The 13,690-nt window shown below is 67.8% G+C and carries 10 protein-coding genes and 1 pseudogene; 1 reads left to right on the forward strand and 10 read right to left on the reverse strand.

The window, feature by feature from the left end; genetic code table 11:
* The first annotated feature begins 83 nt into the window (after positions 1-83).
* A complete protein-coding gene (locus EWM63_RS30470) occupies positions 84-1,070 on the forward strand; it encodes a LysR family transcriptional regulator (RefSeq protein ID WP_130189867.1) in 987 nt (328 codons plus the stop codon).
* Positions 1,071-1,097: 27 nt separating this feature from the next.
* Here EWM63_RS30470 and EWM63_RS30475 read toward each other — a convergent pair.
* The 10 genes and pseudogenes from EWM63_RS30475 to EWM63_RS30520 all read right to left on the reverse strand — a co-directional run bounded on the left by EWM63_RS30475 (position 1,098) and on the right by EWM63_RS30520 (position 13,669).
* Positions 1,098-3,535, reverse strand: a pseudogene (locus EWM63_RS30475) (efflux RND transporter permease subunit).
* On the reverse strand, positions 3,532-4,539 hold the full coding sequence (locus tag EWM63_RS30480) for a WD40/YVTN/BNR-like repeat-containing protein (protein WP_165391000.1): 1,008 nt from the start codon (positions 4,537-4,539) through the stop codon (positions 3,532-3,534). Before EWM63_RS30480 ends, EWM63_RS30475 begins: the two are co-directional and overlap by 4 nt.
* A gap of 104 nt (positions 4,540-4,643) precedes the next feature.
* The gene (locus EWM63_RS30485; RefSeq protein WP_229487607.1) at positions 4,644-6,041 is read right to left on the reverse strand and encodes a DUF1329 domain-containing protein; all 1,398 of its coding nucleotides are present in this window, start codon (positions 6,039-6,041) and stop codon (positions 4,644-4,646) included.
* Positions 6,042-6,061: 20 nt separating this feature from the next.
* On the reverse strand, positions 6,062-7,747 hold the full coding sequence (locus tag EWM63_RS30490; RefSeq protein ID WP_130189869.1) for a DUF1302 domain-containing protein: 1,686 nt from the start codon (positions 7,745-7,747) through the stop codon (positions 6,062-6,064).
* 199 nt (positions 7,748-7,946) lie between these two features.
* Positions 7,947-8,915, reverse strand: a complete 969-nt coding sequence (locus EWM63_RS30495; protein WP_130189870.1) for a cupin-like domain-containing protein — start codon at positions 8,913-8,915, stop codon at positions 7,947-7,949.
* A 55-nt stretch (positions 8,916-8,970) separates the two neighbouring features.
* Entirely contained in the window at positions 8,971-9,915 is a 945-nt protein-coding gene (locus EWM63_RS30500; RefSeq protein WP_130189871.1) for an NAD-dependent epimerase/dehydratase family protein, read from the reverse strand.
* Between the two features lie 10 nt (positions 9,916-9,925).
* On the reverse strand, positions 9,926-10,927 hold the full coding sequence (locus tag EWM63_RS30505) for a fumarylacetoacetate hydrolase family protein (RefSeq protein WP_130189872.1): 1,002 nt from the start codon (positions 10,925-10,927) through the stop codon (positions 9,926-9,928).
* Positions 10,924-11,517 (reverse strand): cupin domain-containing protein, encoded by a 594-nt coding sequence (locus EWM63_RS30510; protein ID WP_130189873.1) that lies wholly within the window; start codon positions 11,515-11,517, stop codon positions 10,924-10,926. Before EWM63_RS30510 ends, EWM63_RS30505 begins: the two co-directional genes overlap by 4 nt.
* On the reverse strand, positions 11,517-12,647 hold the full coding sequence (locus tag EWM63_RS30515; protein WP_130190703.1) for an FAD-dependent oxidoreductase: 1,131 nt from the start codon (positions 12,645-12,647) through the stop codon (positions 11,517-11,519). Before EWM63_RS30515 ends, EWM63_RS30510 begins: the two co-directional genes overlap by 1 nt.
* Before the next feature lie 74 nt (positions 12,648-12,721).
* Complete coding sequence (locus tag EWM63_RS30520; RefSeq protein WP_130189874.1) at positions 12,722-13,669, reverse strand: VOC family protein; 948 nt, start codon at positions 13,667-13,669, stop codon at positions 12,722-12,724.
* Positions 13,670-13,690: the final 21 nt, after the last annotated feature.

Genomic DNA, 13,690 nt, shown 5'->3' on the forward strand with positions numbered 1-13,690 from the left:
ATGCCCGCGCCGGCTTGCAGGCACAGCGGATGTGGCATCATCCTCCGCATAAATTCACATAAAAGTAGAAAACAGGAGACACCATGCGTTTCAACCGCCTCGACCTGAACCTTCTGGTCGCGCTCGACGCGCTGCTGAGCGAAAAGAGCATCACCCGTGCGGCGCGCCGCCTGAACCTGAGCCAGTCGGCCACCAGCGGCGTGCTGGCCCGGCTGCGCGAGTATTTCAAGGACGAGCTGCTGGTGCCCGTCGGCCGCACCCTGATCATGACGCCACTGGCATCGAGCCTGTGCGATCCGGTGCGCAAGGTGCTGCTGCAGATCCAGGCCACGATCGACATCCGCCCCGAATTCGATCCGCAAACGGCCACGCGCGCCTTCCGCATCCTGGCCTCCGACTACATCTCGACCGTGCTGCTGGGCGACCTGGGCCAGCGCTTCGCCACCGCCGCGCCGAACATCACGCTCGACGTGCTGCCGACCGCATCGGGCGCGATCGACCTGCTCGAACGTGCCGAGGTCGACCTGATCGTCCTGCCCCGCAAGTTCATCGCCGAGACGCACCCGGTGCAGGTGCTGTTCGAGGAAACCTACACGTGCATCGCGTGGACAGGCAACACGGCGATCGGCGAAACCCTCACGCTGGACCAGTACATGGCCCTGGGCCACGTGTCCTCCCGCTTCGGCAACGCGGTGACGAGCTTCGAGGAATGGTTCCTGAAAGTGAGCGGCTACGACCGCCGCATCGAAGTGACGACGACGAATTTCACCAGCATCCCGCACTTCGTCATCGGCACGAACCGCATCGCGACGATGCACACGCGGCTGGCCCGCACGCTGGCGCGCTACTATCCGATCCGCCTGCTGCCGCCGCCGCTGGACATTCCCGCGCTGGAGATGTGCATGCAGTGGAATCACTTCCTCGACCGCGATCCATCGCACATCTGGCTGCGTTCCGTGCTGGCCGATATCGCGCGCGCCGATCCCTTCGGTGGTCCATACTGCGAGTCATCGAGCGCTGCGTCGCGGGAGCGCGCGGCCGCGCTCGCCGCGCTGGCCGCGTGCTCCTGACCTGACTTCCCGCCTCGACTTCCCGCCCTATTCCGCCAGCGCCGCTTGCGGCGTGGCGCCGGCCGGCGCGATCCGCACCTGCCGCTGCGCCGACGGCATCAGGAAGGCGGCCAGCGCTGGCAGCAGTACCAGCGCGCCCACCATATTCCACAGGAACATGAACGCCAGCAGGATGCCCATGTCGGCCTGGAACTTGATCGGCGAGCCGGCCCACGTGGCCACGGCGATCGCCAGGGTCACGCCCGTCAGCAGCACCACCTTACCCGTGAAGCGCAGTGCGTGGCGGTAGGCTTCGCGCAGCGTGTCGCCGGCTTTCTGCCGCGCCAGCAGGATGCTCATCACATACAGCGCGTAATCGATGCCGATACCGACACCCAGCGCGATCACCGGCAGCGTGGCCACCTTGATGCCGATACCGAGCCACACCATCAGCGCCTCGCACAGCACGGAGGTCAGCATCAGCGGGATGACGGAGCAGACGACGGCGCGCCATGAGCGGAAGGTGACCAGGCACAGCGCGATCACCGCCGCATACACCCAGTACAGCATCGCGCGGCTGGCCTCATGGACGACGATGTTGGTGGCCGCCTCGATGCCCGCATTGCCGGCCGCCAGCAGGAACTTCACATCACGCGTGTCGTTCTCGCGGGCGAAGTCTTCCACCACCTTCACCACGCCGGCCAGCGTATCGGCCTTGTGGTCGGTCAGCCAGGCATACACCGTGAGCAGGTTGCACGTGTCGTTGTACAAGCCGCGGGGGGCGGCCGCCGTGACCATGTTCAGCGCGCCCTGGTTCTGCACCAGCTCATACCATTTCAGGCTGCCTTCGTTCATGCCCGTCAGCACGCGGCGGTTCAGCAGGGCCAGCGAGTTCGTGGTTTCGACAGCCGGGAGTTGCGACAGGCGGTATTCCAGCGCATCCACGCGCATCAGCGTGTCGTAGCTGGCGCACGCGTTGTCCGGCGTCTTGACCATCACGGCAAACACGTCGCTGCTGGCCGCGTAGTGGCTGACGACATAGGCGTTGTCGCGGTTGTAGCGCGAATCCGGCCGCAGTTCCGGCGCCCCGGATCGAGGTCGCCGATCTTCACGTGCAGGCTCGCGTAATAGCCGCCGGCGCCCAGCAGCGCGGCAATGGCGATCGTCACGCCAGCCGTGCGGCGCTCCGTGAACCGTTCCAGCAAGCGCCAGGCACCGCCGGAAGCATCGGCAGCCTTGCCTGTCTCGGCTGCCTCGGCGCGCAGGCTGCGCCGCGCCGCATCCGCGTCCACGCCCAGCCAGGACAGCAGGATCGGCAACAGGATCAGGTTCGTGAGGATCAGCGCGGCCACGCCGATGCTGGCCACCGCCGCGAGATCCTTGATCACCTTGATGTCGATGATCGCCAGCACGGCAAAGCCCACCGCGTCGCACAGCAGTGCCGCCAGCCCGGCCAGGAACAGGCGCCGGAACGTGTAGCGCGCCGCCACCAGTTTATGCGTGCCGCGGCCGATGTCCTGCATGATGCCGTTCATCTTCTGCGCGCCATGGCTCATGCCGATCGCGAACACGAGGAAGGGCACGAGCATCGAATACGGGTCGAGCCCATAGCCGAGCAGCGGCAGCAGGCCCAGTTGCCACACCACGGCCACCAGTGAACAGGCGACGACCAGCAGCGTGCTGCGGGCGCAGCGGGTGTACCAGTACAGCATCGCCGCCGCGATCAGCGTAGACGCGGCGAAGAACAGCAGCACCTGCCTGAGCCCCTCGATCAGGTCACCCGCCACCTTGGCAAAGCCCACGATGTGCAGGTCGACCTGGCCGCCGGCATACTTGCCGCGCAGTTCTTCCAGCCGGGCGCCCAGCGCCGCGTAGTCGAGCGGCTGGCCGTCTGCGCCGCGCGCCAGCAACGGCACGTACAGGATGCTGGATCGGCCGTCCACGGCCACCAGTTGGCCGATCTCGCCGGAGCGTGCCACGTTCTCGCGCACCTGGGCCACGCTGCGCGGCGAACCGTCGTAGTCGTTCGGGATCACGGGGCCGCCTTCCATGCCCTCTTCCGTCACGCCCACCCATCGCGTCGACGGCGTCCACAGCGATTTCATGTACGTACGGTCGACACCGGGGATCAGGAACAGTTCATCGCTGATCTTCTGCAGCGTCGCCAGGTACTGCGCGTCGTACACCGTGCCGCCCTTCGCCTCGACGGCAATGCGCACGGCATTTCCCAAGCCGCTGAGCTGGTCGCGATGCGCCAGGTAGCTGGCGATGTACAAGTGGCTGGTCGGAATCATGTCCTCGAAGCTGGCGTTCAGCTTCAGGCGCGTGGCCTGCCAGCCCAGCACCAGTGTCGCCAGCAGGCAGGCCAGCGCCACCAGCAGGCGGTGGTTGAACAGCAGCCGCTCGAGCGCACTGCCGGAACGGCTGTCGAAATCGGCCAGCGAGCGGATCACCGCCTGCTCGCCCGTGGAACCGGCAACGCTCATGGCGCACCTCCTTCAAGTACGGTGGCGGAAATTCGGGAAACACCGCGCACGCCGGCGACCAGCACATCGCCCCCGGCCGTTGCCACCATGGCGGCGATGGGCGACGGCGGCGTGGTCAGCCGCACCATCCGCGCCGGCTGCTGCCCGGTGCCCGCGCGGTACAGGTGGCCAGCCTGGTCGGCGAGCAGCACGCCGCCAGGCGCGGTGGCCGACGCGGCCAGCGACACGGGCGCATAGCCGGCCAGTTGTTCGAAGCCCTGGCCATTCCAGCGCCAGGCATTGCCGCGCAATCCCGCGAACAGCAGGCCGCCGTCCGGCAATGCCCGGGCGGTGAACCACGTGCCCCGATAAGGTGCCTGCACGCGCGTGAAAGCGCGGCCGCCGTCGAGCGAGCGGGCGATGTAGCCCTGCTCGCCGGCCAGCCACGTTTCCTCGCCGCGCACGGCGATCGCATACACGTGCAAGCCATCGGGATTGTCGGTCGCGCCGTTCAGCACCTGCCACGTGGCGCCGCCATCCTCGGTGCGCAATACCAGGCCATAGGCGCCAGCCACGATGCCGCGCTTCGCGTCGTAGAAATGCAGGTCGAGCAGGGGCTTGTCCGGGCCGTCCGCGGCGAACTGGCGGGCGGTGGCGGCCAGCGCCTCGTTGCCGCGCGCCGCCGATTCCAGCAAGCGGATGATGCCGCGCCCGTCCAGCTGGCGGCGCCACGTGGCGCCACCGTCCTCGGTGTGCAGCACCACGCCGCCATGGCCGATTGCCCATGCCAGGTCCGGGGTGACGAAACGTACGGCGGTGAGCGTGACGCTGACCGGCACCCGCGCCTGGCGCCATGCCTTGCCGTCGTCGTCGGAGACCAGCACCAGGCCCCGTTCACCCACGGCAAGCGTGCGCTTGCCGTGCCGGTCCAGCCCGAGCATCACCCGGCTGGCCGGCTGGCGATCCTGCGCGGCCGGACGATCCAGGACATCCGCCACGCGGGCGGCACTGTTCACAGTCGACACGCCAGTCGATGCAGCACTGGATGCAACGCCACATGCGACGCCGGATGCCAGGCAGGCAGCGACGGCTGCCCCTGCGCCCAGCCACCGGGAAGTCAAGCGCCCCATCACCGCAGTCCCGCGCCGGACAGCGCTTCCTGGCTCCACGTGGCTTCCGGCCAGCGCGGCACCTGCTTGTACTGCGCCGTCTTCTCGGTGACCACGTCGCTGGCGAACCACGTTCCCGACACCAGGTCATAGAAGCCGAACGTGATGCTGGTGGTTGCCGGCAGGTCGGGCATCGTCACCGGCAGCGACCACAGCGTCTTCCACAGCTGGCCGTTGGCATCCCAGCGGTCCGCCAGCGCGCCCGTCCACGAGTCCTCGTCGATGTAGTACACGCTGCGCGGTGCCAGGTGGCGCTGGCCTCCCTTCAGCTTCGCTTCCACCACCCACACGCGGTGCAGTTCCCAGCGCACGGCATCGGGATTCAGGTGGCTTGCACCCAGCAGGTCGGCATCCTTGCCCTTCAGCGAACGGTTCGAGTTATACGGGATGTACATCTCCTTCTTGCCGAGGATCTTCCAGTCGAACCGGTCCAGCCGGCCGCCGAAGATATCGACCTCGTCGAAGCTCATGACGCCGGCGGTCGCAGGCGTCGGCGTGTCGCAGCACGCGTTCGGCAACTTGCGCGTGCGGCGCTGCCCCGGCAGGTACACGTAGCTGGCATCCTTTTCCGGATCGAGATTGAGCTTGCCGCTGATCGCTTCGCCGGCGCGTATCGGCGGCCCGGAATTGACGAGACGGATCGTCCAGTACGTCCCGTTGAATTTTTCCGGCGCGGCGTCCTTGTAGTAATAGGGCATGCTGCCATCGGCCGTGCCGTCCACCGTCATCACGGGCTTGCCGGCCGCCGTCGTCAGGTAGGAGCGGAAAGGCTTTTGCCAGTCGGTGCCGCGCCAGCGCAGCAGGTGATTCCACATCACTTCGGCGCCCGTTTTCGGGATCGGGAACGGCACGCCGGCGTAGGCGCCTTCGGGCACCAGCTTTTCGGTCAGTTTCGCGCGCGTGGCGTTCTTCAGCGTGTTCGCGTACACCCAGTCCGGCGCGGCCGCCGTGCGGTGCGTCGGATAAACGTCGATGCGGTACGACGGATATTTCTTCAGCATCGCCTTGCTGCCATCGGACAGCCTGTCCGCATGCTGGTCCATGTTCTTCGCCGTGATCGACACGACCGGCTTCTCGCCCGCGTACGGGTCCTGGTCGCGCCGGCCGCCGTTGGCGAAGCCCGCCGCCGGTTTCGCCAGGCCACCATCCCATGCCGGGATCGTGCCATCCTTGTTGCCGGCCTTTTCGGCGCCCAGCGGCGTCAGCGTCTTGCCCAGCTGCGCCGCCTCCTCGGCCGTGGCGGCACAGGCGTTGCCGCTGATGGCGCCGCTGGCGATGGCGAGGACGGCCAGTGCGGCCGCCAGGTGCGGCTTGCGCGTCTTGATTGTCCTGGTTGCCTCGGTTGTCATGCGTGTCATGCGTGTCTCCTTGCTGATCATTAGAATGTGCGGCGCAGGGACAGCGACAGGAAATCGCGGTCCTTCATCGCCTGGCCATAGGTGTAGGCGGTCTGCGGCAGCGTCCGCGCCGCGTGCGTGACCACGGTCGGCGTGTCTTCGCGGCCAAAGTAATGGGTGTAATTCAGCGACAGGAACCAGGCGCTTTCATAAACGCCATTGAGTCCGATGCTGATGTCGCCGCCGCGCTGCACGCCGAAGCTGTTGCCCAGCGCGAGCGAGCGCCCGGCCGGCGCGTAGCCCAGGCCGATGGGCACGGACAGATCGAGCCCGCTGCCCACCTGGCGGTAGTTCGGTTCGTAGATCACCCGCACGGCAGTGCCTTCGCGGCGCGCGTTCGGATCGATCATCGACGCGTTCTTCGTGATGCTGGTGACGCGGTTCCATGCGATCTCGCCCACCAGCGACGCTTCGCGTGCGATGAAGCTCGGGCCGAGCGAGGCCAGCACCGACACGTTCAGGTGCGCCGTGCGGCCAACCGGGTACACGGGATTGCCGGCATTGTCCGACGCGGCCGAGGGGCCGCCGAACGCGGCGGGCACAAGGCCGATCAAGTCCGCCGTGCCCGCATGGGACAGTGGCGCGTTGTGGCGCACGGACGCCTCGGCCGCGAAGTTGAACTCGCCCAGCGTCGTCGTCGCGCTCGCGCCATAGGTACGAATGCCTTCGTGGTAATACAGCGAGTAGGTGTGCAAGCCTGGCGCCAGCACGACCTGCGGCACCTTGTCATGGTAGCGCGCCGCATAGAAGCCGAAGTCGATGCCCACTCCTTCCGGGCTCCATTTGAGCTGCACGCCACCCTGGCCCGAGTTCTTCGCGAGGCGGTCGTGCGCGCGGGCCAGCGCCACGGGCCGGCCCGTCGCATCGACACCGGCATACAGCTGTTCGCCGCCATCGTCGAGGAAATCGACGGTCGAGAAATAGCTGCCGGCGGCCGGCAGGCGGCTTTTATCCCAGCGGTACTGGTAGTACGCACCGAGACTGACGTTGGCGCCCGCCTGCACCTGACCCGAGACCTGGCCCACGGGCCGCAGCAATTCCTTGAATTGCGTGCCCGGCACCGACAGGCCCTTGACCACGTCGATCGGTTGCTGGGCGCCGGCGATACCGTTCATGCCGAAGAACAGCGTTTCGCCATACACCAGCGCGTGGCGGCCGGCCCGCACGGTAAACGGCATGTCGCCCAGCGTGCCCTTGGCGAACACGAAAGCGTCGAGCAGCTCGGCCTTCCGGCCATGCAGGTCGCGCGTGGCGCGCGTGAATTCGCCCGCAGGTACCGAAGCAGCGTTATTGGTGGGCTGGAAAGGATTGTCGGCGGAACGGTTGTACACGCTGTCGTACCATGCGGCGCCGCTGACGCGCACGCCGAAGTTCCGGTAGGCCACGTCCAGCTCGGACAGCAGGTCGGCGCGGTTCGATACGATGCCCTTGCCGAAGTTGCGGTCGCCGTCGCCCGTGTTGATCGTGTTTTCGCCCGGAGCAATCTGCACCGGGGACGGTTGCTTCAGCCGATACGCCGCGCTGTACTTCACCGTGTTGTCCCAGCGGACCGTCAGGTCGGGCACGGTGGTGGCGATTTCGGCGCCCTGCGCGCCGGCCATGGCGGCTAAAGCCGTTGCCACGGCCGCGGTCATGACGTGGCCAATGCGGGCTCTCGTTTGCTTCATGGTGTCTCCTCTGGTTTTATCCGGGGCGCATGGCCCCGCCGCGCCTTCGTGGGCGCGTGGTCATGGTGCTGCGGGTGGAAAGCTGGGGGAAGAGGTTCCCGGTATTCCTGAAACCAGAATACCGGCCGGCGCTGTTGCCGGAAAATGGTTTATCGCGATTCGACGTATCGCGAAAACCGATGGAGCCCGCAAGGAGGTATCAGAGTGGGACTGGCGGCGCCGCGCGCAACGAGGCATCGCCCCGCACGGAAAACGGGATGGCCCTGGCCCAGCGGTTCGATGACAGCGAGAATGTCAGCGAGCGCACCTGGTGGTACCAGCCGGCCGGCACGTAGAGCATGTCTCCGGGACCGACGATGCATTCGATGACGGTTGCCTGCCGCGCGAGCGGGAACCGTTCATAGTCCGGGGCCTCGGGATCGAACGGGGAGCCGAACAGGATCGCGTTGGCCTCGTTCGGGTACAGCCACGCATCGTGATGGGGCGGTACCAGCATGATCCGCTTGGTCCCCCAGATCTGCGCGAAAACATTGTCGTCGTAGTCGCAATGCAGTGGCGTCACGGTGCCGGCCGGGCCGAGCCAGAAGCGCGGCGGGCCGATCTTGTCGAAGAAGGCGGGCCAGTGGCAAAGGCGATTGAGTTCGCGCATCTCCAGGTTGCCCAGGTAAGGCGGCAAGCCTGGTGTCCCGGCTGCCACGAGGTCGAGATACTCGAGCAGGCGCATGTCGCGCATCGCCCGGTCGGGCGCGAATGCCGTGTTGACGTAATCGCCCACCCGCGCCCGTACAGGCAGGTCGCTGTAATGGTCGCGCAGCGTCTGCACCGTGAGCGCCGCCAGTGGCCAGCGATCGACGATGCCCGTCATCAGGAACGGCAAGCCCAGCGAAGCCCTTTCCCGGAACGCCGCCGGGTCGAGGGGGCCGATGCGCGGCACGCTTGTAATCGCCGGCAGGCTGCGCGCGGTAGCCTTGATGGCGTCCCGCATCGCCGCGATGGACGTGACACCACGCACCTGCGCATCCCTGCGCTCGCGGGCTTCCTGGTGGGCCGCCCGGTCGGCGGCGGCCGCCTCCGATTCCTGCCGGGTGGGTGGCAGGCGCGCAGCGCCGCGGGCGTCCGGCTGCCCGCGGTTTTGCGTGGCCCCTTGCTTGAACTCTTCTGATGACATGAAACCTGCTGCTGCAATCGCTGTAATCCGTGATTGTAGCGCCAGCGGGCATTGTTCAAGCTTGTGTTGCCCTGCCGACCAGCAGGTCGCTGTCACCGTCATGCATGAAGCCAAGGTGTCCGGCGATGCCTGGCGCCTGGTGCGGCATGCGTCCGAACAGCTGTTCGATACGTTCGTCGGGCACCCAGCGGATGCCGGCCACGGCTTGCGCGCCGAACCTTCGGGCCAACGCCGCAATCACGTCCGCCACCGTCAGGCGCAGTACCGGCAGCGTGACGACGCGGTTCTCCGGCAACCGCGCACCGTCGAGCGCCGCCGCGTGCGCCAGGTTGGCGACACAGCATGCCACGGACATCCACCAGCACGCCGCCGCCGGCGCCACCGGGCACGCATAGCGCTCCCCGGCCTGTGCCGCGCGCATGATGGCGCTCATGAAGGCCGAGCCATGCCCGGCCGACAGCCCGGGGCGCGCCACGATGCCCGGCAGGCGCAGCGACACACCATCGACGAGGCCGCGCCGGGACAGGTCGGCCAGCACGATCTCGCCCACCAGCTTGTGGGCACCGTAGCTGATGTCGGGGCGCGGTGGCGTGCTGTCGTCGACCGTTTCCGGCAGCGTGCCGCCATACACGGCGATGCTGCTGGCATGGACGATCCGGACCGCCTGCTCCTGCGCCGCCGCACGCTCGAACAGGGCCAGCGGCGCCACCAGGTTGACGCGGTAGCCCAGCGCGGAATCGCGCTCGGCTTCGGCTCCAGGCACGCTGGCCAGGTGGAACAGCACGTCGACCTGCTCGTCGAACATTTCGTCGAGCACCGCCTCGACGCCAAAGTCGCCGTGCAGCACCCGGATTCGCGCATCGTCGGGCAAGATGTCGAAGTGACGGTCCACCAGTGTCAGCCGGCTGACGGCCGGAAGGCCAGGCAAGCCGTGCGCCGCGATGTGCCGCGTCAGTGCGGCGCCGACGAACCCGCCGGCACCGGTGATCGCGATATGCATGGCGCCCTCCTCAAGCCTGCGGGTTCGCGCGGACCACGCGCTGGTCGATGGTGCCGAACGGCGCTTCTCCCTGGCTATCCCGCGCCGCCATCGATACCCGATCGCCGAAGCGCATGAACTCCGTGCGCGGTTCGCCATGGTCGATGATCTCGATCACGCGGCGCTCGGCGATGCATGCCGATCCAGCGGCGCGGCTTTCGTTCGACACGGTGCCGGAGCCGATCACCGTGCCCGCGGCAAGGCGCCGCGTGCGCGCCGCATGGGCAATCAGCTGTCCAAAGCCGTAGTTCATCTCCGCACCGTTGGGATTGCCGAACCATGCACCGTTCCACTGCACGTGCAGGTCGAGCTTTACCCGCCCGTCATGCCACGCGCCGCCCAGTTCGTCGGGCGTGATGGCAACCGGGGCGAAGCTGGTCGATGGTTTGCACTGCAGGAAACCGAAGCCCGTCTTCATTTCGCGCGGACCCAGCTTGCGCAGGCTCCAGTCGTTCACCTGCACCAGGAGGCGCACCCGTGAGAGCGCCACGGCGGCACTGGCCCCCATCGGCACCGTGCCGGTGATCACGCCGAACTCGCCCTCGAAGTCGATGCCCAGGCTTTCGTCCGGCAGCGGCACGTCGTCGCAAGGGCCGAGGAAATCGTCCGACGCGCCCTGGTACATCACGGGGATCGTGTCGAAATCGGGAATCGGTTCCGTGTTGAAGGCCCGTTCCATGAGACGGCCGTGGTTCAGGAACGCCGAGGCGTCGCACCACTGCCAGGTGCGCGGCAGCGGCGCGGCGCAGGCCGCGGGGTCGAACAGGAAACTGCCGTCTGCGGTGCCGGTGCCCGTCTGCTCGTTCAGCCGCTCGTACAAGGCCTGCAAGGACGCGGCAACGTCATCCCAGCGCTCGACCGCGTCGAGCAGGCTGGCCGCGATGGCGCCGGCATCCACGGCCCGCGACAGGTCGCGCGACACGACGACCAGCCGGCCATCCGGGCGGTCCGATTTCAGGGTGGCGAGTTTCATGGTTTCTCCTTTCGCGCCGCGAGCGCGGCACGCACTTCGGGTTCATATTCGCCGTCCAGCAGCACGAACAGCATGCGGCACATGGCGCCGGAACGGTTGGCCCACGCGTGGTTGGTGCCCCGCTGGATGACGATGTCGCCCTGCGCCAGCGGCACTTCGCTGTCGTCCAGCACCAGGGTCATCGCGCCTTCCAGCACGATGCCGTAGTCGACCGATTCCGTGCGGTGCATCAGCGGGTGCGGCGAACCCGCCTCGACGGTCGAGGCGGCCGCGTCGCCGATCTGCGCGAACGCCTCCTTCATGCCGGCGGCGCCGTGCGCCAGGAACGCTTCGGTATCCGGCGGAATGTCGACGATGCGCAGGCGCGAGCCATGGCGCGGCGGCGGCAGCACGAGGGCCCCGAGGGTCGGATCGGGGCCGTTGCCCACCGGGGCGGGCGTGGCCGCCGTCGACCAGATTTCATGGAACACGGTGCCGGGAATCCGTTCGATCGGCACCACGGTGGGCAGCGGGCCGGCTGCGCTGACGATCGCCTTGCCGGTGGCGTCGTGGCCGGTAACGATGCGGCGCACAGGTTTCAAGGCGCCCATCAGATGGCTTGTCCGAGCGCGACCAGTGTTTCGCGCATGATACGGCCATGTTCGGCCTTGTCGCCGCCGGTAATCTCGATCTCGCCCAGCCGGCCGGAATTCTCGACGACCATGCGGCAGCGCTCCCAGCGCCGTTCCTCGAACGCGGCCAGTGCCGCGTGCACGCCCGCGCCGCGTTCCAGTTCCTCGGCCAGCACGATCGCATCCTCGATGCCGATGCAGGCGCCGGACGCCATGTGCGGCGTGGTCGCGTGCACGGTATCGCCGATCAGCACGATGCGGCCGCGATGCCATGGGCGCGGCAGCAGCATGCCTTCCAGCGGGCGGTAGATCACTTGCGAATCCTCGGCCAGCCGGGCGCGGATTGCCTGCAGCGCGGGCACGTCGAACGGCGCCAGCAAATCGCGCAGCAGCGGCAGGAAGCGCGCCGGATCGATGTGGGTGCGTTCGGCGCGGTCTTCCGTCACGTACAGGTACATCTGCGTCGCCGACACGGGCGCAACGCCCGCCTTGATCTTCGGGCCCAGCCACATCATCGCGTGGTCGACGGACTCCAGGCGCGGCAGCACGGCGCGCCAGACGCCCTGCCCCGTGTACTGCGGCGTCGGCGCGGCCGGGAACAGTGTGGCGCGCATCGTCGAATACAGGCCGTCCGCGCCGATCACCAGGTCGTACCGGCCGGTGTCGCCGTCGGTGAAAACAACGTCCACCCCATCGTCATCCTGGGTGAACGAGGCGAACGTGCAGCCGAGGCGCACCTTGGTGCCGGATGCACGGGTGGCATCGGCCAGGATCGCCGCCAGTTCGGGGCGCATGATGGCGCCCCCGCCCGGCACGTCCGGCCCGGCAAGGCGCGGCGTCGGCAAGGTGGCGAGGTGGTGGCCGGTCGAAGTATGCAGGTCGACGTTGTCATGCGCGGAACCGCGGCGCACGAATTCGTCGAGCACGCCCAGCGTGCGGAATGCACGCAGCGTGGCGCCGCCCAGGCTGATGCCGGCGCCGTACGAGCGCCAGCCCGCATCGATTTCGACGAGATCGACGGCAATGCCGCGTTTCCTCAGTTCGATGGCGGCGGCCATGCCGGAAAAGCCGCCGCCGACGATCAGCACGCGCTGCACGGCAGCATCCATTGCGGTAGTGGTCATGTTGGTCTCCTGCCGCCCTGTGGCGGCATGTGGATATTGTTATAGGGGATCGGCGGGGGTCAGTGACGTTCCGCGGCGCCAGCGGCGCCGGGTGGCGGGCCGCCCGGTGCCCAGTTGTCGCGCTTCTCGAACAGGAACAGCTGCGAAGCATCGGCGCCGGCCGGCGCGGCGCGGGCGGTCCACTGCTCGTCGTGCAGGTCCATGTCCGCGTCGTACTCGACGTGGCAGCCGAGCGGGCTGTTGAAATACCAGAACCAGTTCGAACCCATCTTGTGGCGTCCCGGTCCCCAGAACGACTGGTAACCCTTGTTCACGAAGCGCGAGCCGGCCTGCATCACTTCGGTCGGGCCGCCCATGTGGAACGTGAAATGTTCGATGCCCTTCATGAACGGCGGCGTCTGGATCAGGAACAGCGTGTGGTGGTCGAGCGTGCCGGCCGGGCGCAGGAACGGGCCGGCGCCCACGAGGCGGTCCGTGCACGCGAAGCCGAGGCGCTCCACATAGAAGCGCTCCGCCCGCGGCACGTCCGGCACGAAGTAGACGACGTGCGACAGCGTGCGCGGCAGCGCGGGAGCGTTCTCGTCGACAGCAACCACGTTCGGCTTGCGCTGTGCCGGCGCGCCGGGCGCATTGATGGTTTCGGCCGGCATGTCGAGCGGGCGGCGCACCGTGACCTGGAAGCCGAGCACGAAGCCCATGTCATCCACCGATTCGATGCCGCCATCGGGCAGGCGCTTCACTTCGCGGTCGCGGCCCAGTTCCTCCGCAATGGCGCCCAGCGCCGCTTCGTCCGCCACGCCATAGACGGTCTTGCGCAGCATGCTGGCCGTGCCCATCGCCGGCGGCAGGCTTGCGTCGTCCTTGTGCGCCAGCACGATCGCCGTGCCGTCCAGGGCCTCGAAGCGGCCGTCGCCGGCCGGGTGCAGCCCGTAGTCGGTGAGATACTGCGCGCAGGCGGCAACGTCGTCCACGCCAAAGACCAGCGCGTCGGGTCCGATGATATTCATGATGTCTCCTGTGTGTTTGTG

Origin of the sequence: Pseudoduganella lutea (genome assembly GCF_004209755.1) — a bacterium.
In the GTDB taxonomy this organism is placed as follows: Bacteria; Pseudomonadota; Gammaproteobacteria; order Burkholderiales; family Burkholderiaceae_D; genus Rugamonas; species Rugamonas lutea.